This is a genomic window from Novispirillum itersonii subsp. itersonii ATCC 12639 (assembly GCF_000381985.1).
In the GTDB taxonomy this organism is placed as follows: domain Bacteria; phylum Pseudomonadota; class Alphaproteobacteria; order Rhodospirillales; family Rhodospirillaceae; genus Novispirillum; species Novispirillum itersonii.
The window spans coordinates 215,394-240,468 of sequence record NZ_KB907339.1 but is presented as its reverse complement, the minus strand read 5'-3'; the positions used below and the strand labels follow the sequence as shown (position 1 = coordinate 240,468).

Genomic DNA, 25,075 nt, shown 5'->3' with positions numbered 1-25,075 from the left:
TTACCCCTGTGCTGCGGCGATGCCTTCGATGGTGGCGCACAGATCCTCGACAATCGCATCGACCATCGCCGGATCAGTGGCTTCCGCCATCACCCGCACCAGCGGCTCGGTGCCGGACTTACGCAGCAGAATCCGCCCCTGCCCCTTCAGCCGGTTCTCCCACTCTGCCACCGCATCGGTCACGGCGGGCAGAGTCAGCAGGGCCGTCGCCAGTGCCTTATCCTTTACCCGCACATTTTTAAGACGCTGCGGGCACGGGGTGAACACGGTCAGGATGTCACTGGCCGGTTTGCCACTCTGCACCAGTTCGGCCAGCACCTGCAGAGCAGCAACCAGACCGTCACCGGTGGTCGCGTGATCCCCGATCACCACATGGCCGGACTGTTCACCGCCAAGATTGAAGCCACCTTCCCGCATCCGCTCAACCACATAGCGGTCACCGACCGCCGTGCGTTCCAGCGCGATGCCCTCGCGGCGCAGGAAAGTTTCAAGGCCAAGGTTAGACATCACAGTGGCAACCACCGTATTGCCGGCCAGCTGCCCCCGGCGCTTCAGGGCGCGGGCAATCAGCCCCAGCACCTGATCGCCATCGACCAGATTGCCACGCTCATCACACAGCACCACCCGGTCAGCATCCCCGTCCAGCGCAATGCCGATATCGGCCTTATTGGCGAGAACGGCGGCCTTCAGGGCCTCGGGGTGCTGCGAGCCGACACCGGCGTTGATGTTGGTACCATCCGGGGTGACGCCGATCTTGACGACATCGGCCCCCAGCTCCCACAGGACTGCCGGTGCCACCTTATAGGCAGCGCCGTTGGCACAATCGAGCACCACTTTCAGCCCGTCCAGACGCAGCCCCCGCGGGAAGGTCTGCTTGGCGGCCTCGACATAGCGGCCGGACGCATCATCAATGCGCCGGGCCCGGCCCAGATGCGACGGATCAGCCAGCGCCGCCTTCAGGCCATTGTCCATCAGGTGTTCGATCTCGGCCTCGACCTCGTCCGACAGCTTAAAGCCATCCGGGCCGAACAGTTTGATGCCATTATCCTGATATGGATTGTGCGAGGCGGAAATCATCACCCCCAGATCAGCCCGCAGCGACCGGGTCAGCATCGCCACCGCCGGGGTCGGCAGCGGCCCGACCAGCACCACATCCATCCCGACAGAGATAAAGCCCGCCACCAGAGCCGGTTCAATCATATAGCCCGACAGCCGGGTATCCTTGCCGATCACCACGGTATGGCGGTGGGTCCCCCGGGTGAACACCCGTCCGGCGGCCATCCCCACCTTCAGGGCGGTCTCTGCGGTCATCGGGTCAGTGTTGGCGGTGCCGCGCACCCCATCGGTGCCGAAATACTTGCGTCCGCTCATGCTCGGGTAAACTCCGTCAAACTCTGTCAGCTATATTGTGCCGGGGTTCCGGCGCGGTCAGGGGGCGGACAATACCAGAGGCACCGCCCCGGACGGGACAGAAAAAATCAGCCCCGTCACAGCCAGCCCCGGCGCTTGAAATACAGGAACGGTGCCACCGCCGACACCACCATCAGGCACAGCGCCCATGGATAGCCGAAGGTCCATTCCAGTTCCGGGATGATTTTGAAGTTCATCCCGTACATGCTGGCAACCAGTGTCGGCGGCAGGAACACCACCGACACCACCGAGAAAATCTTAATGATGGCGTTCTGTTCAATGTTGACCATGCCAAGGGTCGCATCCAGCAGAAAGGTGATCTTTCCGGCGACGAAATTGGCGTGGTCGAGCAGGCTCTGCACGTCCCGCCACAGCACCTTGACCTGTGCCTTGGGGTCTTTCGCCTGCTTGGGCAGCCCCTGACCGAGGAACGCCAGCAGACGACCGATGGACATCAGACTTTCCCGCGCGCGGGAGGCGACATCGCCGGTCTTCCCCACTTCCGACAGGATTTCCTGAAAATCGCGGAACTCCTTCACGGTCTTCCCCGACACGGCCTTGCCAGACGCCGCAGAGCCGGAACGCATGAACACTTCCATCGACAGGGCATCAACCCGGGTGGTGACCCGTTCCAGAATATCGGCGGCCCGCTCGATCACCGCCTCCAGCAGGCCATTGAGCACCTGATCCCCGCGCTTCAGGGCGCTGTGACGGCTGGCGCGGGTGATAAACTGCCGGAACGGCTTGGGCTCGGCATGGCGGACCGTCACCAGATGGTCCCCCTTCAGCACAAAGGTCACCGCCGTGGTTTCCGGGTGTTCGGTATCGGACTGCACCAGCACCACCGCTGTCATGAACAGGGCGCCGTCTTCCTGATACAGGCGGCTGGAGACCTCGATCTCCTGCATCTCTTCCCGTGTCGGCAGGGCCAGATCAAGGGCCTGCTCCACCCGCTGCACTTCGGCCAGCGCAGGCTGGTACAGGTCAATCCATACCGCTTCCGGCGGCACCGGGGTGCCGGGTACCGGAGCATAGGGCAACAGTCCGTTCGGACCGGGCACGTAAACCGTCAGCATGCCGTCTCCCCGCTGTCTGTCGGTCAACCATCTCTGCGGCCCCTCGGGCCGCCGCACCGCCGCCGGGGTCAGCGGCTGTGTGCTGCCCCTCATATACCGCGCCTTGCCGCGCCTGAATACCCATCCTGATGTGGCAGAATGATGACGGCGACGTCATTCCCGTTTTTTCAGCAGAGAGCAGAGATAAGGTCGATTCCGGCAGGAAAAGCCCGCAAAACACCGGAAGGCGCTTGCGCCCCCCGCCGCCTCCCCTTATCAGTCATTGAAACTCAGATCCGGGGAAACCCCCAATCCGCCCCGCCCACCCGGGGCCAGATTTTTCGGAAAGGTGCCGAGATGTCCCTTCCTTCCGTCGAAGAAATCAGCGTCGAGCAGCTGCACCAGTGGCTGGCTGACGGTAAGTCCTTCCATCTGATCGACGTGCGCGAACAGAATGAGTGGGATCAGGGCCATGTTGCCGAAGCGGTGCTGAACCCGATGTCGGCCTTTGATGTCACCGCCCTGCCGGAAGAGCCCGATGCCACCGTGGTGTTCATGTGCCGGTCGGGCAAGCGGTCGATGACCGTCGCGTCCCATCTGGCCAATGACGGGATTGTCACCGGCTACAATCTGGCCGGTGGTATTCTGGCGTGGGCTGACGCCGGTTACCCCGTGGTACGCTGACCCCAGATCCGTTCCGTACCCCCGTTCCGTAGCGGAGACGCTTTGTTATGCGCCTGTTTGGCAAAATCATTCTCGCTGTCCTGTCCGTGCTGGGGGCTCTGGCTCTGGCGCTGGCGGTGGTGGCGTGGAATGTCGTGACCTCCTTTGGCCCGTCCCACCCGGATGTGCCGGATTCCACCGTTCTGGTGGTGGACTTCACCACTGCGTTCCGGGACGGGGGCCACGGCAGCAGCGGCGGCCCGCTGCAGTCGCAGCCGACCCTGCGGTCCGTGATCGAGGCACTGGATGCCGCCGCGGCGGATGACAGCATCAAAGGGGTGATCGGCCGTTTCGGCTCCGGCGACCGGCCGATGGCACAGGCGCAGGAGCTGCGGTCCGCCGTCGCCCGGCTGCGGGCGGCTGGCAAGCCGACCTTTGCCTATGCGGATTCCCTTGGTGACATGGGTGGCAGCCCGTCCAACTATTATCTGGCGTCCGCCTTTGAGAAAATCTGGATCCAGCCGTCCGGCATGCTGGGCCTGAACGGTTTTCAGGCGGAAATCCCCTTCGCCCACAAGGCACTGACCGATCTTGGCATCACGGCTGAATTCGGGCAGCGGTGGGAATACAAGAATGCGATGGACAGCCTGATCCGCAATGACATGAGCGCGCCGCAGCGGGCTTCGTTCGAGCGGCTGTTCCAGTCGTGGCAGATGCAGGTGATTGAGGCGGTCGCCGCCGACCGCAAACTCGACAAAGCCAAGATCAACGCCATGATGCAGCACCCGCCGATGTTTGCGGCGGAAGCCCGGACCGCCGGTCTGGTCGATGCCACCGGCTATTGGGATGAACTGCTGACCGCCGTGGAAGAAGCCGCCGGGACCCGGTCGCACACCACGCTGGAGGATTATGCCGCCGCCCAGCCGAAACCCGGCAAACCGAATGGCACCGTGATCGCCGTGATCGAAGCTGAGGGCAACGTGCACCGGGGCCCGAGCGATATCGACGGCAGCGGCCTGTACTCCTCCATCGGGTCCGATACCACGGCAGAAGCAATCCGCGATGCCATCAACGATCCCAAGGTCAAGGCCATCGTGCTGCGGGTCAACAGCCCCGGCGGTGATTACATTGCCGCTGACAGTATCTGGCGGGAACTGATGCGCGCCCGTGACAAGCGCCTGCCGGTGATTGCCACGCTGGGCGATGTCGCTGCCTCCGGCGGATATTTCATCGCCATGCCAGCCCGCAAAATTGTCGCCCAGCCGGGCACCATCACCGGGTCCATCGGGGTGTTTGCCGGTAAGCCGGTGCTGACGGATCTGTGGGCAAAACTCGGCATCCATTGGGAAACGGTGCAGACCAGCCCCAATGCAACCCTGTGGAGCCCCAACCGCACCTTCACCCCGGCGGAACGGCAGTGGTTTGACCGTATGCTCGACACCATCTATGCCGACTTCACCGGCAAGGCCGCCGCCAACCGCAGCCTGACCGCTGCCCAGATGGATCAGGTCGCCCGTGGCCGCATCTGGACCGGCAGCGATGCCAAAGCCATCGGGCTGGTGGACGAACTGGGCGATTTCTCCACCGCGGTCACACTGGCGCGGTCAGAAGCCGGGATCGCCGAAGATGCCCCCGTTTCTCTGGTTGCCTACCCGACCCCGCCGAGCGGGCTGGAAGCCCTGTTGCAAACCCTGCTGGGCGGTAAACTGCCGGGCCTGCTGTCCTCCCTCAGCCGCCTTCAGGCGGTGCTGGCGCCGGTCCTCGGCGTGGCGGAACAGATCAGCGCCACCGCTGACCCGCGCGGCAACAGCGTGCTGGCCCCTGGCCTGCCCGGAATCAGCACCGCCCCCCGGCCCTGACCGGGGGAGTGCGGTTCTACAAAAATGGGGGGAAGGCCACAGGGCCCTCCCCCCCTTTCTTTATGCTGCGCGCCTGACCGCTCAGGCCAGATCACGGGGCCGGGTGAAATGGGCCAGACGCCCGCAGCCGGTAGCCAGATCCCGCCAGCTGCCGATATCCAGATCCAGCTCGGCATAGGCCGCTGTCGGGAACTTATCCTCCAGCGCCGTACGGGCGGCGGTCACCGTCTGCCCTTCCGTCAGCATCAGGGTCAGATCCTGCAGGGCCGGATTATGGCCGACCACCATCACCGCTTTCAGGCTGTCATCCAGCAGGCGCAGGCGGTCAAACAGGCTGTCGGGATTAAAGGTGTAGACCTGCCGCTCAAACTGTACCGGCACCCCATCCAGCGCCGGGGTCAGAAACCCGAGGGTCTCGCGGGTCCGCCGGGCGGTGGAGCAGAGAATCAGCCCCGGCTGAATCGACCGGCTTTTCAGATGACCGGCCATCAGCGGCGCGGCCCGTTCCCCCCGCGGGGACAGCGGGCGGTCATGGTCATCCAGATCCGGGTCATCCCATTCGGATTTCGCATGACGCATCAGGTACAGCTGCTTCATCGGGCCGGGCTCCTGCCTTGAGCTTGATGGGGTACGGGAAAACCGGGTGCCTGCCCCCGGTCGGCGCTGCGGGCAAACCGCAGGGGCACCGAATTCCCCTGCCCGCCGTAAGTGTTCCCTGTGGACGGGCCGGGGAAGCCGTAGTTTATTGATAGAGCTGTGCCAGCGCGACCCCGCGTTGAACTGACACGGAAATTTCATGATATTCCGACCGTGGTTTGCGGCATCACCTCTTACGCGGAGCAGGTTCAATGACCGACACCCCTTCGACCCGATCCCCCCGGCAGTCCGGCGCCAAGCCCGGCCCCCGGTCCCGGACCCACTCCGGGCGCGCCGTCGCCCGGACCAAGGCCGGAGCCGCCGCCGGAACCACCGGTGGGACCGTGACCACGAAGGCGGCAGAAGAGCCCCGTTCCACACCCCCTTTACAGCAGGATTCCGTCATGACCGCCGCCGTCGCCCCTTCTTCCGCACCGCCGATCACCGCCACCAGCCCCGACCGGTTCATCAACCGGGAACAGTCGTGGCTGGCGTTCAACACCCGCGTGCTGGAAGAATCGGAGAACCGCCGCCACCCGCTGCTGGAGCGTCTGCGCTTTCTGTCGATCTCGGCATCGAACCTTGATGAATTCTACATGGTGCGTGTCGCCGGGCTGAAGGGGCAGGTCCACGCCGGTGTGACCAGCCGCAGCCATGACGGCCTGACCCCGGCCCAGCAGCTGGACGCCATCAACAAGCAGGCCCGCCAGCTGATTGAACAGCAGAGCCGGGTATGGAACGATCTGTGTAAGGAACTGGATGCCAACGGCATCCATGTGGTGACGGTACCGCAGCTGACCGAACAGGATAAGGCGTGGCTGGAACGCCACTTCATGGACCTGATCTTCCCGGTGCTGACCCCGCTGGCGATTGACCCGGCCCACCCGTTCCCCTTCATCCCCAATCTGGCCCACGCGCTGATCCTGCATCTGACCCGCCGCACTGATCAGGAGCCGCTGCAGGCCCTGGTGCCGCTGCCGCCGGGGCTGGACCGCTTCCTGCGTCTGCCGGGGGATGACCTGCGGTTCCTGCCGCTGGAAGAATCGGTCAAGCTGTTCCTCGATCACCTGTTCCCCGGTTTTGATGTGGTCAAGACCGGTCACTTCCGCGTCATCCGCGACTCCGAAATGGAAATCGACGAAGAGGCGCAGGATCTGGTGCAGTCGTTTGAAAGCGCACTGAAGCGCCGCCGCCGCGGCCACTGCATCCGCCTGACCCTGAATGCCGACATGCCGGATGACCTGTTCAAGATCATCTGTGATGAGATGCATGTCGCCCCGGAAGACGTGTTCCGCATTGAAGGGCTGATCGGCATGGCCGACACCCGCAAGCTGATCACCGACGAACGGCCGGACCTGCAGTTCGTGCCGTTTAACATCCGCTTCCCGGAACGTATCCGCGATTTCGGCGGTGACTGCTTCGCCGCGATCCGCCAGAAGGACATCATCGTCCATCACCCCTATGAATCGTTCGACGTGGTGGTGCAGTTCCTGCGACAGGCCGCCCGTGACCCGCAGGTGATGTCGATCAAACAGACCCTGTACCGGACCTCGAAAGGCAGCCCGATTGTCGCCGCCCTGATCGAAGCGGCGGAAAACGGCAAATCCGTCACCGCCATGGTGGAACTGAAGGCCCGCTTTGATGAAGAGGCCAACATCCAGTGGGCCCGGGATCTGGAACGGGCCGGGGTGAATGTGGTCTATGGCTTCATTGACCTGAAAACCCATGCCAAGATCAGTCTGGTCACCCGGCGGGAAGGAGCCGAGCTGCGGTCTTACGTGCATTTCGGCACCGGCAACTATCACCCGATCACCGCCAAGATCTACACCGATCTCAGCTTCTTCTCGGCCGACCGTCAGCTGTGTCTGGATGCCCTGAAGGCCTTCAACTTCATGACCGGCTATGCCAAGCCGGAACATATGGACAAGCTGGCGATCGCTCCGCTGGGCCTGCGCGACCGCCTGCTGGGCCTGATTGACGACGAAATCGCCAACGCCAAGGCCGGTAAACCCGCCGCCATCTGGGCAAAGATGAATTCGCTGGTGGATGAGGTGGTGATCGACAAGCTGTACGTCGCGTCGTGCGCCGGGGTGCAGATTGATCTGGTGATCCGGGGCATCTGCTGCCTGCGGCCCGGCGTGCCGGGGCTGAGCGAGAACATCCGCGTCAAGTCGGTGATCGGGCGCTTCCTTGAGCATTCCCGCATCATCGTATTTGCCAACGGCGGCAAGTTGCCGGGCCGTCAGGCCAAGGTCTACATGTCTTCCGCTGACTGGATGCCGCGCAACCTGATCCACCGCGTCGAACATCTGGTGCCGATCGAAAACCCGACCGTGCACGCTCAGGTGCTGGACCAGATCATGGTCGCCAACATGAAGGACGAGGCACAGAGCTGGTACCTGCAGCCTGACGGCACCTTCCGGCGGGTACAGTGCGATGAGCGGGCTTTCTCCGCCCATGTCTACTTCATGACCAATCCGTCGCTGTCGGGCCGGGGCAGCGCCCTGCAGCATCAGCTGAAGAAAGTGCCGAAACTGGCCTATCTGCTGCGCGACTGACCCCCGCGCCACCGACCCCGGACAACCGGCGGCGGGACTGCCTTCCCGCAGATCCGCCGCCGGTACCGTTTAAAGCGACTCCAGAGACCGCTGCTTCTGCTGGCGGCACGGCGCTGAAATCTGATAAGACTTTAGGCCAATTCGCTTTCTGCTGCTTTCTGCCGGAGAGATCCCTCGGCCATGACCCTTCTATCCCCCAACCACCGCAAACCGATCGGCGTTCTCGATATCGGGTCCAACACCATCCGTCTGGTTGTCTATGACGGCCTGCACCGGACACCGCTGGCCCTGTTTAACGAAAAAGCCACCTGCGCGCTGGGGGCGGGGCTGGAAAGCACCGGCCGCCTGAATCCCGACGGGGTCCCGATGGCACTGGCGGCGATTGAGCGCTTCGTCCATCTGGCCCGGGCAATGAAGGTGGAACGGCTGGACGTGCTGGCAACCGCAGCCTGCCGCGATGCCGAGGACGGCCCCGCCTTCCTGCAGGAAGTGGAACGCCGCACCGGCATCACCATCGCCCTGCTGTCCGGCGAGGAAGAAGCCCGCCGCGCCGCCTTCGGGGTGCTGTGCTCCATGCCCGACGCCGACGGGATCGTCTGCGATCTGGGCGGCGGATCGCTGGAGCTGGTGATGGTATCCGGGATGGAGATCGGTGATTTCACCACCGTCCCGCTGGGCGTGCTGCGCCTGCTGGAAAACTCCCACGGTCTGCGGCAGCGGGCACAGGACATGATGGAAGACCGCCTGAAGAAGGTGACCTTCCTGCCCAAAGCCCGGGGGCGGCACCTGTACGCGGTCGGCGGGTCGTGGCGCACCCTGGCGCAGGCGATTATCGCCCAGCTTGATTACCCGATTCATGTGCTGGACAACTTTACCCTGCCCTACGCGCAGGCCCTGAAGCTGATCGGCCAGATCAGCCGCCAGCCGGTGCGCAGCCTGGAGAAGATGAAAGGCGTTTCCCGCCGCCGTGCCCCACAGCTTCCGCTGGCTGCCCAGCTGCTGGAAGTGCTGCTGCGCAAGGCCGAACCGGAAGCGCTGGTGTTCTCGGTCTACGGGATGCGGGAAGGACAGTTTTATCTGTCCCTGCCGGAAGCGATGCGGGATGGCGACCCGCTGCTGTCAGCCGCCACCGAATGGGCCCGGGCTGCCGGGCGCTTCCCCGAACACGGGCGGGAGCTGATGGAATGGATGAGCCCGCTGTTCCCCGACGAAACCCCGCATCTGGCCCGCCTGCGCAGCGCCGCCTGTCTGCTCGGTGATATTTTCTGGGATGAACACCCCGACTACCGGGCCGAACAGGCTTTCCTGAAAGTGCTGCGACTCCCGTTCATGGGGCTGAACCATACCGACCGCGCCGGTCTGGCGCTGGCCGTCTATCACCGCTACAGCAGCGAAGAAGAAGTGCCGCTGGTTGGCAAAGCCTCCGCCCTGCTGACCGCCGACCGCATCCGCCGGGTCAGAACCATCGGCGCCGCCCTGCGCCTCGGTCATACCATCAGCGGCGGGGCACCCGGCCTGCTGGCGCGCACCCGGCTGGAACGCGGCGAGACCACCCTGATGCTCGGCCTGCCTGCCGGAGACCCGATTTATTACCCCGAGCTGTTCGGCAAGCGCTTTGAGCGGCTGGCATCTGAACTGGGGCTGACCCCGAAAATCGTCACCGTCTGATCCGGTCAACGCCCTGCCCGCGCCAAACTCGCGGGCGGGGCACAAAACAAACAGGCCGCTGCCCAAAGGGATCAGCGGCCTGTTTGTTGTTTCAGAAGCGAAGAAGCCCCGGCTCAGTCTTCAATCTCGACCGCTTCGACCCGCTTGCCATCCTTCGACAGGCATAGGGCAAGACGGCCATATTTCAGGGCAATGGCATCATCACCGAAAATCTCACGCCGCCAGCCCTTCATCGCCATCACGTCGGCGTTGTCGTCCATGGCGATCGCTTCCAGATCCTCGCTGGAGGCCACCAGCTTCTGCGCCACGTCATGCTCTTCGCAGCGCATCTTCAGCAGCACTTTCAGCAGATCGGTGATCGGGCCGACACCGGCCGGAATTTCCTTCCGGTCCTGCGGTTCCGGCAGGTCTTCCATCGGCATCTGCTTGCCACGGGCCACCGCGTCAAGGATAGCCTGCCCCATCCGGCCTTCCGCCTGCCCCTTGGAGAAGCCCCGGGTCCGCTCCAGCTGCTCCGCCGTGGTCGGGGCGTGGGCGGCGATTTCCAGCAGGGTCTCGTCGCGCAGCATCCGCTGCCGGGGAATATCCCGGGTCTGGGCTTCCACCTCGCGCCACTCCGCCAGCGCCTTGACGATGCCAAGGAAGCGCGGAGTCTTGGTGCGGGTCTTGATCCGGCGCCATGCCTCCATCGGGTCAACCCGGTAGTTGGCGGTGTCGGTCAGGAAGGCCATTTCCTCGTTCAGCCAGTCGGCCCGGCCGGTGCTTTCCAGACGGCGCGCCAGCTTTTCATAGACCAGCCGCAGATGGGTCACATCTGACAGGGCATAGCGCACCTGCTGATCGCTCAGCGGGCGGCGGGCCCAGTCCGTAAAGCGCATCGACTTGTCGATATGCGCCTTGGCCAGCTTGTTGACCAGCGTCTCATAGCCGACGGAGTCGCCAAACCCGCACACCATCGCCGCGACCTGTGTGTCGAACAGCGGGGCGGGAATATCCCCCATCAGGTTATGAAAAATCTCAAGATCCTGCCGGGCGGCATGGAAAACCTTGAGAATCGACCGGTCACGCATCAGGCCAAACAGCGGGGTCAGGTCCAGCCCTTCCGCCAGCGGATCAATGCAAACCGCTTCCTGCGGGCCGCCGACCTGAATCAGGCACACCTGAGGCCAGAACGTCTTTTCCCGCAGAAACTCGGTATCGACGGTGACAAACGGCACCCCCTTCTGGCGGTCGCAGAAGGCCTTCAGGGCGTCGGTGTCGGTGATGAGAAGATCGGACAGAGTCATGGCGTTGATATACCGCGACTGTGAAAACCACGCAAGCCGGGCTGAAGGCCGACCACAGAAAAGCCATGGTGCTACAGCCAGCCCTCAAATTAAGTCATCAGCCCCGCGACGGAAGATTTCGCGGAGCACAAAAGCAGTACGGCAGGATACCTGACCTATATGATCGACACGCAATATTCTGTCCGGCCCCACCACAGGACAGAACCCCAGCCATTCTGCGGCATTCAGGGGACAAACCAGCATAAAGCTGACCGTTTGATCAAATTCGCATGTGCAACAGAAGGGGAGTTGTAATTTTATTACAAAATATAAGAGATTATTCGATTTTTATACGAATGTTGTAATTATATTTCAGAAAAAAACATGCAATCGAGATTTCATAACGCCTCATCCCGGGTTAGTATCCACTTCACCTACCCTGCGTAACCCGGTCGTATAGTGACGGCAGCAACGGCCAGACCGTTGCGAACGTAACAAAATAACCGGCAAAGCCGGAGCAACCGGTGCAGGGAAGAGGGGAACCAAAAACGACCTTATCACGTCCGTATAGCTCGGAGGCTAACCTAATGAAACGTTTCCTGCTGGCAGCGACCGCCGTCGCCACCGTCTCTTTTGCCGCCACTTCCGCTTTCGCTGGCCCGACCCTCGACGCGGTGAAGAAGCGCGGTGAGGTGATCTGCGGCGTTCACACCGGCCTGGCGGGCTTCTCCGCCCCCGACGAAAAAGGCAACTGGAAGGGCATCGACGTTGATGTCTGCCGTGCCGTTGCCGCCGCCGTTTTCGGCGACGACAAGAAGGTTAAGTTCGTTCCGCTGTCCGCCCAGCAGCGTCTGACCGCCCTGCAGTCCGGTGAAGTGGACATCCTGTCCCGTAACACCACCTGGACCCTGACCCGCGACACCGCGAACGGCCTGAACTTCACCACCCCGAACTACTACGACGGTCAGGGCTTCCTGGTCACCAAGAAGCTCGGCGTGAAGAGCGCCAAGGAACTGAACGGCGCCACCGTCTGCGTGCAGACCGGCACCACCACCGAACAGAACCTGGCTGACTACTTCCGCGCCAACAACATGAAGCTGAACGCGGTCACCATCGAGAAGCTGGAAGAAGTCAACGCCGCCTACGTCGCCGGCCGTTGCGACGCCTACACCTCCGATGCCTCTCAGCTGGCCTCGATCCGCGCCAACGACGTGCCGAACCCGGATGACCACATCATCCTGCCGGAAATCATCTCCAAGGAGCCGCTGGCCCCGTCCGTGCGTCATGGCGATGACCAGTGGTTCGACATCGTCAAGTGGACCCAGTACGCCATGATCTCCGGTGAAGAATACGGCGTCACCTCCGCCAACGTCGATGACGTCGCCAAGACCGCGACCGACCCGAACGTGAAGCGTCTGCTGGGCGTCACCCCGGGCATGGGCGCTGCCCTCGGCCTTGACGAAAAGTGGGGCTACAACATCATTAAGCAGGTCGGTAACTACGCCGAAACCTTCGAAGCCAACGTCGGTCCGAAGACCCCGCTCAAGCTCGAGCGTGGCCTGAACGCGCAGTGGAACAAGGGCGGCCTGATGTACGCCCCGCCGGTCCGCTAAGACTCACTCCTGATCACACGATCGCCGGTTCCGGACTTTGCTCTGGACCGGCGGTTATGTTTCTGAGGGAAAGCAAGACATGACCGAACCGAAAAAAGGACGGTCTGGCGCGTCGTTCTTGAATGATGTCCGTGTCCGCGGCATCATTGCACAGATCGTGGTTCTGGGGCTTTTCGTGGGGCTGATCGGCTATCTGGTCAGCAATACCATCCATAACCTTGAAGTCCGCCAAATCGCCACCGGCCTTGGTTTCTTAAGCCGCGAAGCCGGCTTCGACGTCTCTGAGAGCGTCATCCCCTACTCCCCCGCCGACACGTTCGGCCGCGTGATCCTCGTCGGCCTGCTCAACACCCTGAAAGTTGCGGTGTTCGGCGTGCTGATCGCCACCGTGCTCGGCACTGTCGTCGGCGTTTCGCGCCTGTCTTCCAACTGGCTGGTCGCCCGTCTGGCGACTGTCTACGTCGAAGGCCTGCGCAACATTCCGCTGCTGCTGCAGCTGTTTTTCTGGTACGCGCTGATCACCGTGTCCCTGCCCAACCCCCGTCAGGCCCACAAGCTGGCGGAAGGCTGGTTCCTGTCCAACCGCGGGTTCAAATTCCCGTGGCCGGTCTGGGAACACGGGCACACGCTGGGGGCCATCGGCCTGCTGGTTGCCGTGGCTGCCATTTACCTGCTTGGCCGCCGTGCCAGCCGCGTGCAGGCCGAAACCGGCAGGCGCCCGAATGTGCTGATCCCCGGTCTGGCCGCCCTGATCGGCCTGCCGACCATCGGCTGGCTGCTGGGCGGTGCGCCGACCGCGTTTGACGTTCCGGCCCTGACCGGGTTCAACTTCTCCGGCGGGGCGCTGGTTTCTCCGGAATTCGCGGCCCTGCTGCTGGGTCTCAGCCTTTACACCTCCTCATTCATTGCTGAAATCGTCCGCGGCGGCATCATTGCCGTGCCGTGGGGCCAGACCGAAGCAGCTGTCGCCCTTGGCCTGCGCCGTGGCATGGTGGTGCGTCTGATCCTGCTGCCGCAGGCCCTGCGCGTCGTCATCCCGCCGCTGACCAGCCAGTATCTCAATCTGGTGAAGAACTCGTCGCTGGCGGTTGCCATCGGCTACCCGGATCTGGTCGGCACCGCCAACACCACCATCAACCAGACCGGTCAGGCGGTTGAGGGCGTTGCCATTATCATGCTGGCCTATCTGACGGTCTCGCTGACCATCTCCGGCTTCATGAACTGGTACAACGGGTATATCTCGCTGCGGGGAGGCCGGTAAGTATGAGCACCGAATACAAACCGCATCCCGAAGATGCACTGTCGCACGTTGAAGAGCCTGCGACCGTTTACCCGGTCAATCCGCCGACCAAGTCGCTGGATCTGCTCGGCTGGGCCCGGTCTAACCTGTTCGGGTCCATTCCCAACACCATTCTGACGCTGGTCGCCCTGTTCCTGCTGGTGGAGACCCTTCCGCCGCTGATCAACTGGGCCTTCATCAGCTCCGTCTGGTCTTCCGCCACCCCGGATGCCTGCCGTGCTGACGGCGTCGGCGCCTGCTGGGCGGTGGTGCAGAACAAGTACCGTTTCATCCTGTTCGGCCTGTATCCTTACGAGGAACAGTGGCGTCCGGTGGTTTCCACCCTGCTGTACATCTTTGCCGTCGCTGTCAGCTGCAATCCGCGTTTCTGGTCGCGCAGACTGCTGGTTGTGTGGGCTGTTGTGGTGTTCGGCAGCGGCATTCTGATGTGGGGCGGCATTCTTGGCCTGCCGTATGTCGAGAATGAAAAGTGGGGCGGCCTGCCGCTGACCCTGATGCTGTCGGTACTCGGCATTGCGCTGGCCTTCCCGCTCGGCATTCTTGCCGCGCTCGGCCGCCGCTCCGACCTGCCGGTCATCCGCAGCGTCAGCGTGGTGTACATTGAACTGGTGCGTGGCGTTCCGCTGATCTCGGTCCTGTTCATGGCCTCGGTCATGATTCCGCTGTTCCTGCCGGAAGGCGTGACCATCAACAAGCTGCTGCGTGCCTTCATCGGTATCGTGCTGTTTACCGGCGCTTATATCGCCGAAGCCGTCCGCGGTGGCCTGCAGGCCCTGCCGCGCGGCCAGTACGAAGCGGCTGACGCCCTTGGCCTCGGCTATTGGCAGAAGACCCGTCTGATCATCCTGCCGCAGGCGATCCGTCTGGTCATTCCGCCGCTGGTGAACCAGTTCATTTCCATGTTCAAGGATACGTCCCTGGTGTTCATCGTCGGCCTGTTCGACCTGCTGAACACCGTGAAGACCGCCCTGACGGACCCGCTGTGGCGCCCGTATTACGTGGAAGCCTATGTCTTCACCGCCCTGATCTACTTCCTCTTCTGCTACTTCATGGCGCGTTACAGCCAGTATCTTGAGCGCCACCTGAACACGGGAGTTCGCCGATGAGCGACCAAGCCTCTGCCAAGGTGCACAAGCCGGGCGATGAAGCCGTCATTAAGCTGACCAACGTCAACAAGTGGTACGGCAAGTTCCATGTGCTGAAAGACATCAACCTGACCATCCGTAAGGGTGAGCGCGTTGTGGTCTGCGGCCCGTCGGGCTCCGGCAAGTCCACCATGATCCGCTGCATCAACCGTCTGGAAGAACATCAGGCCGGTTCGATCGTGGTGAACGGCACCGAACTGACCAACGACGTGAAGGCGATTGAAGCCATCCGCCGTGACGTCGGCATGGTGTTCCAGTCCTTCAACCTGTTCCCGCATCTGACCGTGCTGGAAAACCTGATCCTCGCCCCGACCTGGGTGAAGAAGGTGCCCCGCAAGGAAGCGATCGACACCGCCATGTACTATCTTGGCCGCGTGAAGATCCCGGATCAGGCCAGCAAGTACCCGGGGCAGCTGTCCGGCGGCCAGCAGCAGCGCGTGGCGATTGCCCGCTCGCTGTGCATGAAGCCTGACATCATGCTGTTTGACGAACCGACCTCTGCCCTTGACCCGGAAATGATCAAGGAAGTGCTCGACGTGATGTCCGAGCTGGCGCAGGAAGGCATGACCATGGTCTGCGTGACCCACGAAATGGGCTTTGCCCGGTCCGTGGCCGATACCGTGGTGTTCATGGCTGACGGCTCAGTGGTGGAAAAGAACACCCCGCACGAACTGTTCAGCAACCCGCAGGAAGAGCGGACCAAGAAGTTCCTCAGCCAGATCATTCAGCATCATTAAAATATCCCCCTGAAAATACCCCCTGCCCCTGACCGGACACGCTCCGGCCAGACAGGGGGAACAGACAGGGCGGCACAGACTGCGGCACCGGAGAGGCCTTCTCCGGTGCCGTTTTCTTTTGTCCCGCAGCCGGGCCGGGCACACTCAATCACCACTATTGACAAGCAGGCCCGAACCGTGTGTTTTTCGGCGGTTCGGGCTGCCGCAGCGCGGCCCCCTGCCCTTTTCATATCGGAACCGAAGAGGAATTCCTCATGCACGCTTACCGCACCCACACCTGTGGCGAACTCCGCAAGGAGCATGTGGGCCAGCAGGTGCGGCTGTCCGGCTGGGTTCACCGCAAGCGCGACCACGGGAACCTGCTGTTTGTCGATCTGCGCGACCACTACGGCCTGACCCAGTGCGTGACGGACGTCTCTTCTGATCTGTTCAAGATTCTGGAAGGTGTCCGCGTTGAAAGCGTGGTGACTATCACCGGCGAGGTGGTGGCCCGTACCGCTGACACCGTCAACCCCAACCTGCCGAGCGGCGAGATCGAGCTACGCGTGCGTGACGTTGCCGTGCAATCGCGCGCCGATGTGCTGCCGCTGCAGGTGGCCGGGGTGCAGGATGCCGGGGAAGACACCCGCCTGCGCTACCGCTTCCTTGATCTGCGCCGCGACAAGGTGCATTCCAACATGATCCTGCGCTCGCAGGTCATTTCCACCCTGCGCAAGCGGATGCTGGATCAGGGCTTCACCGAATTCCAGACCCCGATCCTCACCGCCTCCAGCCCGGAAGGGGCGCGCGACTTCCTCGTGCCCAGCCGCCTGAATCCCGGCACCTTCTACGCGCTGCCGCAGGCACCGCAGCAGTTCAAGCAGCTGCTGATGGTGGCGGGCTTCGACCGCTACTTCCAGATTGCCCCCTGCTTCCGCGACGAAGACAGCCGCGCCGACCGCTCCCCGGGTGAATTCTACCAGCTCGACTTTGAGATGAGCTTTGTCACTCAGGAAGACGTGTTCCAGACCATCGAGCCGGTGCTGCATGGCCTGTTCACCGAATTCGCCAACGGCAAGACCGTCTCGCCGATGCCGTTCGTGCGGATCCCCTATGATGAGTCGATGCTCAAGTACGGCTCTGACAAGCCGGATCTGCGCAACCCGCTGATTATTGCCGACGTCACCGAAGCCTTCCGTGCCTCCGGGTTCGGTATCTTCGCCCGCGGCGTCGAGGCCGGGTCGGTGGTCCGCGCCATTCCGGCGCCGGGTGCCGCCGGTCGTCCGCGTGGCTGGTATGACAAGCTGAATGAATGGGCCCGTGAAGAAGGTCAGGGCGGTCTGGGCTACATCCAGTTCGCCGAAGACGGCCCGAAAGGCCCGATCGCCAAGAATCTGGAAGCCGACCGCGTGCAGGCGATCAAGGACGCCTGCGGCCTGAAGGACGGCGATTCCGTGATGTTCGTCTGCGATAAGGAACTGAAGGCCGCCAAGTTTGCCGGTAAGGTCCGCGAGCGGGTCTGCGACGATCTCGACCTGCGCGAAAAGAATGTCTTCAAGTTCTGCTGGACCGTCGATTTCCCGATGTACGAGCTGAACGAAGACACCGGGCAGGTGGAATTTAGCCACAACCCGTTCTCGATGCCGCAGGGCGGCATGGACGCGCTGCTGAATCAGGACCCGCTGACCATCAAGGCCTATCAGTACGATATCGTCTGTAACGGTATTGAGCTGTCTTCCGGCGCGATCCGTAACCATCTGCCGGAAATCATGTACAAGGCGTTTGAAATCGCCGGGTACGGGCCGGAAGTGGTCGAGGAAAAGTTCGGCGGCATGCTGAACGCCTTCAAGTTCGGGGCACCGCCGCACGGTGGTGCTGCCCCGGGGATCGACCGCATGGTGATGCTGCTGGCTGACGAGCCGAACATCCGCGAAGTGATCCTGTTCCCGATGAACGGTCAGGCGCAGGACCTGATGATGGGCGCGCCGGGCCATGTGACCGACCGCCAGCTGAAAGAACTGCACATTAAGCTGGATCTGCCGAAGAAGGTGGAAGTCAGCAAGGGCTAAAGCCGGTCCCGGCTTTGCGCCTGAAACTGCGCTGACCCTGACAGTTCCCGTTGTGAAACCGCCCGCCATCCGCGCGGGCGGTTTTGCTTTAACGGCCTGTCTCCGCCTGAAAAGTGCGCCCTTTCATCGCCTGCCCCGAACAAATGACCCCCAATGCCCTGAAAGCGGGGCTTTTTTGCCACAGTGTGAGAGGAAACTGTGCGGCACTGCGGGATGCTGCTTCCCAAATGCCTTGATCTTCTTCATTTTAATTCCCAAATCCAGCCTGCTGATCCTGTGTTCTCGTTGGGGGGCGTCGTGTGCCATATTGGCAACATCGCTAAAGTTTCCGAAGAGTTTCAGGGCGTTGTCGCCCTTAACTCCACCTTTGGGGAACAGTCGGCTTATCCTTTTGCGGGGCTGAAACGCCATCTGCTGGGGGCAGCCCGACGTCTGGTCATCATTCTGCCTGCGCTGCTGTTACCGCTGCCTGCCATGGCCGCCGACAGTGCCGGGCCGCTGGCCCCCCATGAGGCGGAATACAGCATGCGCCTGAACAGCGCCAAGCCGTCCTCCGGCATTGTCGGGGCCAACGGGGTTATGCGCTATTCCTTCTCCGACAGCTGCGACGGCTGGACCGTCGAGACCCATACCGAGCTGACCCTGTGGCAGACCGCCGGCGGGGCCACCAGCACGGTGTGGGACTTTGTGTCGTGGGAAGCCAAGGATGGCAGCGCTTACCGCTTTAAGGTCCGCAATCACCGCGACGGCGATATCATTGATTCTTACGAAGGGGATGCCCGGATCGGGCCTGACGGCGTCGGCTCCGCCACGTTCCGCGATGAAGGCGAAGGCGGGGAATCCGTGGTGTTTGATCTGTCCCCCGGCACCCTGTTCCCGACCTCGCATACGGAATCGCTGATCCGGCAGGCCCGGGATGGCAAACGCTTCTTTGCCCGCAAGGTCTTTGACGGTTCCGCCATCGGCGAAGCGATCAATGTCAGTGCCGCGATCGGGGCCCGCTTCCCCGGCGATTCCAACTCTGCGCTGCCCAACCTGCTGCTGAACACCCCCGGCTGGCCGGTTGTGCTGGCCTTCTTCAGCCCGGACAATGCCTCCGGCACCCCCGACTTTGAAGTGACTCTGCGCTACCATGACAATGGCGTCGCGGAAAGCATTCTGCAGGACTTCGGTGATTTCACCCTCAGGGGCACGTTGACGGATCTTCGATCGCCCCTTGCCCCTAAGTGCTGAACAGCAACGCCGCCCCAAAGAGGCGGCGTTTTTTATTGCCCGGTAATACGGACAGAAGGCAGATCTCAGCGGTCCATCCGGTGGTATTCGGCGTTTGGCATCATATCCAGACCATGCGCCATCCGGTTGGTGTAGTTGAAAAAAGCCGCCGTATCGACAATGTCGAAGATATCCTGCTCGCCGAAGCCGACATCCCGCAGGCGGTCACGGTCCATGTCGTTGATGTCATGGGGTGTCGCCGTCAGCTTCCAGGCAAAGTCCAGCATCGCACGCTGACGGTCCGGCAGATCGGCGACGCGGTAATTCATCACCATCATTTCCCCCAGCTGCGGGTCGCCCGACAGCTGCCGCACTGCCTGCCCGTGGGCCACCAGACAATAATAGCAGCGGTTGGCTGAGCTGACGGCAACCGCGATCAGCTCCCGCTCCAGCTTGCTCAGGCCGGATGGTGCCAGCATCAGCTGGTTATAAAACTGGGCAAAAACCCGCAGTTTGTCCGGGTTGCCGGTGTAAGCGGCCAATACATTGGGCACCATGCCCAGCTTCTCCCGGCATTTATCGAAATAAGCCTGCATATCCTCCGGCAGGGCCGGGGCATCCGGCAGATCAATACGCACAATGTGATCGGGCTGTGGCATCGGAAAAACCTCCGGGAGCGAGAGGGGGAGTCGGGGCGATCCATACTCCCGGCGCGGCACTGCCATGCGCCGGAAGACGGGCTGAGTAAGGAATGATCAGAACAGCCCACCCCTTCCGCAAGCTTGTTTCACGTTTTCCGGAAACGCAAGAATATTGCTGCGAAATGTAGGTCAATAAAACTGACCTATTGGCAGCCCTCTTGCCCGGGCGTATGGTCGGCCCCATGATCAATAGTGGCGCTGTAAAAATAAGCAGACCTTAAAAACTGCACAGCCCCAGAACCAACGCTGCACCGGCCCTGCATCATATTGCCCTGCACCATATCTTGCGCGCTGCAGCATCAGGGAGAGAGTTACAATGACCGTCGATGTCAACGTGACACTGGAAGACAAATTCACCCTATCCTCCGGGCGGATTTACTTGTCGGGCATTCAGGCCCTTGCCCGCCTGCCACTGATGCAGCGTGATCATGACCTTGCCAACGGTCTGAACACCGCCGGGTTTGTCTCCGGCTACCGTGGATCCCCGATCGGGGGTCTGGATCAGACCCTGTGGAAAGCCAAGAAGCACCTTAAGTCTCACCACATCGAATTCCAGCCGGGCATCAACGAAGATCTGGCTGCCACCGCCGTCTGGGGCACCCAGCAGGTCAACCTGTTCAAGGGTGCAAAGTACGACGGCGTGTTTGCTTACTGGTACGGCAAGGGCCCGGGTGTTGACCGGTCCTGCGATGTGCTCCGTCACGGCAACATGGCCGGTACGTCGAAGCACGGCGGGGTGGTGCTGTTCTCCGGCGATGACCACGCCGCCAAATCGTCCACCGTCGCCTACCAGACCGATTACGCCTATATGGATCTGCAGATCCCGGTGCTGCACCCTGCCAACGTGCAGGAAGTGCTGGATTACGGCATGCTGGCCACCGCCATGAGCCGTTATTCCGGCTGCTGGGTGGCGCTGAAGTGTCTGGCCGAGGTGATGGACAGCTCCGCCAATGTTGATGTTGATCCGGCCCGCCACCAGTTTGTGATCCCCACCGATTTCGAGATGCCCGCCGACGGCCTGCATATCCGCTGGCCGGACACCCCGCTGGATCAGGAACTGCGCCTGATGCGGCATAAGCTGTACGCGGCGCTGGCGTTCGCCCGGGCCAACAAGCTGAACAAGGTGGTGATCGACACCCCCAACCCCCGCCTTGGCATCGTCACCACCGGCAAAAGCTATCTCGATGTCCGGCAGGCGCTGGACGATCTGGGGATCGACGATGAGATGGCCGCCCGTATCGGCATCCGTCTGTACAAGATCGGGATGCCGTGGCCACTGGAACGGCAGGGCGTGCGCGACTTCGCCGAAGGTCTGGAAGAGATCGTCGTCATCGAGGAAAAGCGCGCCATCATCGAAAACCAGCTGAAAGAACAGCTGTATAACTGGCGTGAGGATGTCCGCCCCCGCGTGGTCGGCAAGTTCGACGAACAGGGCACCTGGACCCTGCCCTCCGCCGGGGAGCTGACCCCGGCCCGCATCGCCCGTGTGCTGGCCGAGCGGATGAGCCGTTTTGTCACCGCCCCGTCAATCCAGCAGCGGCTGGACTTTCTGGAAGCCAAGGAACGCTCTCTGGAAGCCCCGAAGGTGGCAGCCAAGCGCATTCCGCACTTCTGCGCCGGGTGCCCGCACAACACCTCGACCAATGTCCCGGAAGGCTCCCGCGCGGTCGGTGGCATCGGCTGCCATTACATGGTGACGTGGATGGACCGTTCCACCGCCACCTTCACCCAGATGGGCGGCGAAGGCGTGCCCTGGGTCGGTCAGGCCCCGTTCACCGACGAAACCCACATTTTCGCCAATCTCGGGGATGGCACCTATTACCACTCCGGCCTGCTGGCGATCCGGCAGTCGGTGGCCGCCAAGGTCAATATCACCTACAAGATCCTGTTCAACGATGCCGTTGCGATGACCGGCGGCCAGCCGCATGACGGCCCGCTGACCGTACCGCAGATCGCGCAGCAGGTGCTGGGGGAAGGCGTGGTCAAGGTGGTGGTCGTTTCTGACGAGCCCAACAAGTACCCCATCAACTACGGCTTCCCGGCCGGGATCAAATTCTATCACCGCGATGAGCTGGACGCCGTGCAGAAGGAACTGCGCGACATCCCCGGCGTGACCGTGATGATCTATGACCAGACCTGTGCCGCCGAAAAGCGCCGCCGCCGCAAGCGCGGTAAGATGGTTGACCCGGATAAGCGCGTGTTCGTCAACGATCTGGTCTGTGAAGGCTGCGGCGACTGTGGGGTGAAATCCAACTGTGTCGCCGTCGAACCGGTGGAAACCGAGTTTGGCCGCAAGCGCGCCATTGATCAGTCGTCGTGCAATAAAGATCTGTCCTGCGTCAACGGCTTCTGTCCGTCGTTTGTCACCGTCGAAGGCGGTAAGGTCCGTAAACAGGGTGGCAACGCCGGAAACGGCGCAGACTTTGGCGCCCTGCCCGCCCCCGCCGTGCCGATGATCGGCAAAGACCCGTATGACATCGTCATCACCGGCATCGGCGGTACCGGCGTCGTCACCATCTCTGCCCTGATCGGCATGGCCGCCCATCTGGAAGGCAAGGGGGTTTCTGCCCTTGATCAGGCCGGTCTGGCCCAGAAAAACGGCGCGGTGGTCAGCCATCTGCGCATTGGCCGCACCCCGGATGATATTCACGCCGTCCGCGTCGCCGCCGGCAATGCCCGGCTGGTACTGGGCTGTGACAGCCTGACCGCCGGGGGCTATGACACCCTTGGCAAGATGCAGCAGGGCAAGACCCACGCGGTGATCAACAGCCACCGCACCATGACCGCCGACTTCACCCGTAAGCCGGACGTCAAGTTCCCGGCCCGGGAGATTGAGGACGTGATCGTTGACGCGGTCGGCCGCGACGCCGCCCACTTCATCGACGCCACCCGGCTGGCCACCGGCCTGCTTGGGGACTCTCTTGCCGCCAACCTGTTTCTGGTCGGTTACGCCTGGCAGAAAGGTCTGCTGCCGCTGTCGGAAGAGGCCCTGATGCGCGCGGTTGAACTGAATGGCACCGCCGTTGACTTCAACCGTCAGGCTTTCCTGTGGGGCCGCCGTGCCGCCGTGGATGTAGCCCGGGTCGATGCGCTGCTGAAGCCGGTGTCGGGTGCGGTTGCCGCCCATCACCGCCTGTCGGAAACCGTGGACGAGATGATCGCCCGCCGCACCGAGTTCCTGACCGCCTATCAGGACAGCGCCTATGCCGCCCGTTACACCGCCCTGATCAGCGCCGTCCGCAGCGCTGAACAGGCCGCGATGCCCGGCAAGACCACCCTGACCGAAGCGGTGGCGAAAGCATGGTTCAAGCTGCTGGCTTATAAGGACGAATACGAAGTGGCGCGTCTGTATACCGACGGCACCTTCGAAACCGCCCTGAAAAAGCAGTTTGAAGGCACCCTGAAGCTGACCTTCCATCTGGCACCGCCGCTGCTGGGCAACCGCGACCCGCAGACCGGCCGCCTGAAGAAATCCACCTTCGGCCCCTGGGTGATGACCGCGTTTAAGGTTCTGGCAAAGATGAAGGGCCTGCGCGGCACCGCCTTCGACATCTTCGGCTACACCGGCGAACGCAAGATGCAGCGCCGCCTGATCGCCGAATACGAAGCGATGATCTCCGGTCTGCTGCCGTCGCTGTCCGCCGCCAACCATGCCATCGCCGTGGATCTGGCGGCCCTGCCGATGACCATGCGCGGCTACGGCCACGTACTGGATAAAAACGTGGAGGAAGCCAAACACAAGGAAGCCCAGCTTCTCGCCGCCTTCCGCTCTCCGCCAACCCTGAAAGCGGCGGCTGAATAACCTCCTGACAGACAGGGCCGGTTGCAAAGACCGGCCCTGTTTTCTTTTGCCTCTCTGACCCGTGGGGCTTGGCCCCGAACCCCACCCTTCGGGGCTTTGCCCCGGACCCCACCCGTCGGGGCTTTGCCCCGGACACCACAAGGAGCCTCGGGCTCCTTGACCTGATTAATGGGCGCCTAGATGGATCCCTCACCATAGGTTGACGGCAAAGACCCTGCGGGCCTTGCCCGCACCAAAAAATCAAATCGACAGTGCCTTCTTTCCAAAAGAAAGGGCCAATGGCCCTTACCGGGTACGGGCAGCGCCCGCATTTTCCGCTCCCCAAAACGTCCCAGCCCTGTTTCCGCCTGTCCGTTTTCTTCAAACCACACCTTGCATCCCGGCCCCGGCTTCCGTTAACTGACGCCGACAGGATTTCAGGAAGGATGTATCGGATGTCGCAGGGGCTTCTGGCGCTGCTGGATGATGTGGTTTCTCTGGCCAAGGTTGCCGCTGCCAGTCTGGATGACGCGGCGGCGCAGGCGGGCAAGGCCGGGGCCAAGGCCGCCGGGGTGGTGGTCGATGATGCCGCCGTCACCCCGCGCTATGTGGTCGGCTTCACCGCCGACCGCGAACTGCCGATCATCGCCCGTATCACGGTCGGATCACTGCGCAACAAGCTGTTGATCCTGCTGCCTGCCGCCCTGCTGCTCAGCCTGTTTGCCCCGTGGGCGATCACCCCGCTGCTGATGGCGGGCGGGCTGTTCCTGTGTTACGAAGGCGCGGAAAAGGTCCTTGAAGCCGTGCTTCACCATGATACGGGCGAGACCTCGGAAGGGGGCTCTTCGGCCAAAAATGCCAAGGAACTGGAAGATGAGAAGGTCCGCAGTGCGGTACGCACAGACCTGATTCTGTCCGGCGAGATCATGGCGATCACCCTGTCCACCGTAGCGGCGGAAACCTCTTCGTTCTGGCTTCAGGCCGTCATTCTGGCGGTGGTCGGTATCGGTATCACCATCGTCGTGTATGGCGCGGTGGCGGTGATCGTCAAGGCTGACGACGTCGGGCTGGTACTGGCCCAGACCCGCAGCCGCCTGCTGCAAACCATCGGACGCGGACTGGTCAACGGGATGCCGAAGTTCCTGAAACTGCTGAGCGTGGTCGGTACCGCCGCCATGCTGTGGGTCGGCGGCGGTATTCTGGTCCATGGTCTGGAACAGTACGGGGTCAACGCCCCCGGCCACGGGATTGCCGGTCTGGCCGCTCTGGCGGCGCAGACGGTTCCGGCAATCGGTGGCGTCCTCAACTGGCTGACGTCAGCCGGGGCCGCAGGGGTTGGCGGCCTTGCCGTCGGGCTGGGGGTGGTCGGGGCAATTCACTACGGCATCGCCCCGGTGGCCGCCCGGTTCCGCAAAGGGTAAAAA

At 62.6% G+C, this 25,075-nt stretch carries 17 protein-coding genes; 12 read left to right on the top strand and 5 right to left on the bottom strand.

Features of this window, described 5'->3' with window-relative positions:
- Together glmM and corA are read right to left on the bottom strand one after the other, a co-directional pair.
- Positions 1 to 1,371 (bottom strand): phosphoglucosamine mutase, encoded by a 1,371-nt coding sequence (gene glmM / locus G365_RS0106765; RefSeq protein WP_019644751.1) that lies wholly within the window; start codon positions 1,369 to 1,371, stop codon positions 1 to 3.
- Positions 1,372 to 1,487: 116 nt separating this feature from the next.
- On the bottom strand, positions 1,488 to 2,486 hold the full coding sequence (gene corA, locus G365_RS0106760; RefSeq protein ID WP_019644750.1) for a magnesium/cobalt transporter CorA: 999 nt from the start codon (positions 2,484 to 2,486) through the stop codon (positions 1,488 to 1,490).
- 336 nt (positions 2,487 to 2,822) lie between these two features.
- Between corA and G365_RS24090 the strand changes: the two genes are divergently transcribed.
- Positions 2,823 to 3,149 (top strand): rhodanese-like domain-containing protein, encoded by a 327-nt coding sequence (locus G365_RS24090; protein WP_019644748.1) that lies wholly within the window; start codon positions 2,823 to 2,825, stop codon positions 3,147 to 3,149.
- A 47-nt stretch (positions 3,150 to 3,196) separates the two neighbouring features.
- Positions 3,197 to 4,987: a signal peptide peptidase SppA gene (gene sppA / locus G365_RS20630; RefSeq protein ID WP_019644747.1), complete on the top strand. Its 1,791-nt coding sequence runs from the start codon at positions 3,197 to 3,199 to the stop codon at positions 4,985 to 4,987.
- 81 nt (positions 4,988 to 5,068) lie between these two features.
- Here the strand turns inward: sppA and G365_RS0106740 are convergent, their stop codons facing one another.
- Entirely contained in the window at positions 5,069 to 5,584 is a 516-nt protein-coding gene (locus tag G365_RS0106740; protein WP_019644746.1) for a SixA phosphatase family protein, read from the bottom strand.
- A 443-nt stretch (positions 5,585 to 6,027) separates the two neighbouring features.
- On the opposite strand from G365_RS0106740, the gene G365_RS0106735 reads away from it, so the two are divergent.
- Positions 6,028 to 8,181, top strand: coding sequence for an RNA degradosome polyphosphate kinase (locus tag G365_RS0106735; protein ID WP_026345156.1), 2,154 nt, complete (start codon positions 6,028 to 6,030; stop codon positions 8,179 to 8,181).
- Positions 8,182 to 8,361: 180 nt separating this feature from the next.
- Positions 8,362 to 9,849 (top strand): Ppx/GppA family phosphatase, encoded by a 1,488-nt coding sequence (locus G365_RS0106730; protein ID WP_019644744.1) that lies wholly within the window; start codon positions 8,362 to 8,364, stop codon positions 9,847 to 9,849.
- Between the two features lie 113 nt (positions 9,850 to 9,962).
- On the opposite strand, the gene rnd is transcribed toward G365_RS0106730, so the two are convergent.
- Entirely contained in the window at positions 9,963 to 11,135 is a 1,173-nt protein-coding gene (rnd, locus tag G365_RS0106725; protein ID WP_019644743.1) for a ribonuclease D, read from the bottom strand.
- A 566-nt stretch (positions 11,136 to 11,701) separates the two neighbouring features.
- On the opposite strand from rnd, the gene G365_RS0106720 reads away from it, so the two are divergent.
- From G365_RS0106720 to G365_RS0106695, 6 genes are all read left to right on the top strand, one after another.
- Positions 11,702 to 12,727: an amino acid ABC transporter substrate-binding protein gene (locus G365_RS0106720; RefSeq protein WP_019644742.1), complete on the top strand. Its 1,026-nt coding sequence runs from the start codon at positions 11,702 to 11,704 to the stop codon at positions 12,725 to 12,727.
- A 79-nt stretch (positions 12,728 to 12,806) separates the two neighbouring features.
- Entirely contained in the window at positions 12,807 to 13,988 is a 1,182-nt protein-coding gene (locus G365_RS0106715; RefSeq protein ID WP_019644741.1) for an amino acid ABC transporter permease, read from the top strand.
- A gap of 2 nt (positions 13,989 to 13,990) precedes the next feature.
- Positions 13,991 to 15,133, top strand: a complete 1,143-nt coding sequence (locus tag G365_RS0106710; RefSeq protein WP_019644740.1) for an amino acid ABC transporter permease — start codon at positions 13,991 to 13,993, stop codon at positions 15,131 to 15,133.
- Complete coding sequence (locus G365_RS0106705) at positions 15,130 to 15,909, top strand: amino acid ABC transporter ATP-binding protein (RefSeq protein ID WP_019644739.1); 780 nt, start codon at positions 15,130 to 15,132, stop codon at positions 15,907 to 15,909. Before G365_RS0106710 ends, G365_RS0106705 begins: the two co-directional genes overlap by 4 nt.
- A 254-nt stretch (positions 15,910 to 16,163) precedes the next feature.
- Entirely contained in the window at positions 16,164 to 17,957 is a 1,794-nt protein-coding gene (gene aspS, locus G365_RS0106700; RefSeq protein WP_019644738.1) for an aspartate--tRNA ligase, read from the top strand.
- Positions 17,958 to 18,254: 297 nt separating this feature from the next.
- Positions 18,255 to 19,190, top strand: coding sequence for an EipB family protein (locus tag G365_RS0106695; protein WP_169545065.1), 936 nt, complete (start codon positions 18,255 to 18,257; stop codon positions 19,188 to 19,190).
- Between the two features lie 65 nt (positions 19,191 to 19,255).
- On the opposite strand, the gene G365_RS0106690 is transcribed toward G365_RS0106695, so the two are convergent.
- Entirely contained in the window at positions 19,256 to 19,828 is a 573-nt protein-coding gene (locus G365_RS0106690) for a peroxidase-related enzyme (protein ID WP_019644736.1), read from the bottom strand.
- 358 nt (positions 19,829 to 20,186) lie between these two features.
- On the opposite strand from G365_RS0106690, the gene G365_RS0106685 reads away from it, so the two are divergent.
- Positions 20,187 to 23,672, top strand: coding sequence for an indolepyruvate ferredoxin oxidoreductase family protein (locus G365_RS0106685; protein ID WP_019644735.1), 3,486 nt, complete (start codon positions 20,187 to 20,189; stop codon positions 23,670 to 23,672).
- Positions 23,673 to 24,106: 434 nt separating this feature from the next.
- Positions 24,107 to 25,072: a DUF808 domain-containing protein gene (locus tag G365_RS0106680; RefSeq protein ID WP_043741828.1), complete on the top strand. Its 966-nt coding sequence runs from the start codon at positions 24,107 to 24,109 to the stop codon at positions 25,070 to 25,072.
- The last annotated feature ends 3 nt before the right edge of the window (positions 25,073 to 25,075 follow it).

Excerpts from the sequence above, each read along its gene's own strand:
- glmM (WP_019644751.1), bottom strand. The coding sequence starts at position 1,371 with ATGAGCGGACGCAAGTATTTCGGCACCGATGGGGTGCGCGGCACCGCC.
- corA (WP_019644750.1), bottom strand. The coding sequence starts at position 2,486 with ATGCTGACGGTTTACGTGCCCGGTCCGAACGGACTGTTGCCCTATGCT.
- G365_RS24090 (WP_019644748.1), top strand. The coding sequence starts at position 2,823 with ATGTCCCTTCCTTCCGTCGAAGAAATCAGCGTCGAGCAGCTGCACCAG.
- sppA (WP_019644747.1), top strand. The coding sequence starts at position 3,197 with ATGCGCCTGTTTGGCAAAATCATTCTCGCTGTCCTGTCCGTGCTGGGG.
- G365_RS0106740 (WP_019644746.1), bottom strand. The coding sequence starts at position 5,584 with ATGAAGCAGCTGTACCTGATGCGTCATGCGAAATCCGAATGGGATGAC.
- G365_RS0106735 (WP_026345156.1), top strand. The coding sequence starts at position 6,028 with ATGACCGCCGCCGTCGCCCCTTCTTCCGCACCGCCGATCACCGCCACC.
- G365_RS0106730 (WP_019644744.1), top strand. The coding sequence starts at position 8,362 with ATGACCCTTCTATCCCCCAACCACCGCAAACCGATCGGCGTTCTCGAT.
- rnd (WP_019644743.1), bottom strand. The coding sequence starts at position 11,135 with ATGACTCTGTCCGATCTTCTCATCACCGACACCGACGCCCTGAAGGCC.
- G365_RS0106720 (WP_019644742.1), top strand. The coding sequence starts at position 11,702 with ATGAAACGTTTCCTGCTGGCAGCGACCGCCGTCGCCACCGTCTCTTTT.
- G365_RS0106715 (WP_019644741.1), top strand. The coding sequence starts at position 12,807 with ATGACCGAACCGAAAAAAGGACGGTCTGGCGCGTCGTTCTTGAATGAT.
- G365_RS0106710 (WP_019644740.1), top strand. The coding sequence starts at position 13,991 with ATGAGCACCGAATACAAACCGCATCCCGAAGATGCACTGTCGCACGTT.
- G365_RS0106705 (WP_019644739.1), top strand. The coding sequence starts at position 15,130 with ATGAGCGACCAAGCCTCTGCCAAGGTGCACAAGCCGGGCGATGAAGCC.
- aspS (WP_019644738.1), top strand. The coding sequence starts at position 16,164 with ATGCACGCTTACCGCACCCACACCTGTGGCGAACTCCGCAAGGAGCAT.
- G365_RS0106690 (WP_019644736.1), bottom strand. The coding sequence starts at position 19,828 with ATGCCACAGCCCGATCACATTGTGCGTATTGATCTGCCGGATGCCCCG.
- G365_RS0106685 (WP_019644735.1), top strand. The coding sequence starts at position 20,187 with ATGACCGTCGATGTCAACGTGACACTGGAAGACAAATTCACCCTATCC.
- G365_RS0106680 (WP_043741828.1), top strand. The coding sequence starts at position 24,107 with ATGTCGCAGGGGCTTCTGGCGCTGCTGGATGATGTGGTTTCTCTGGCC.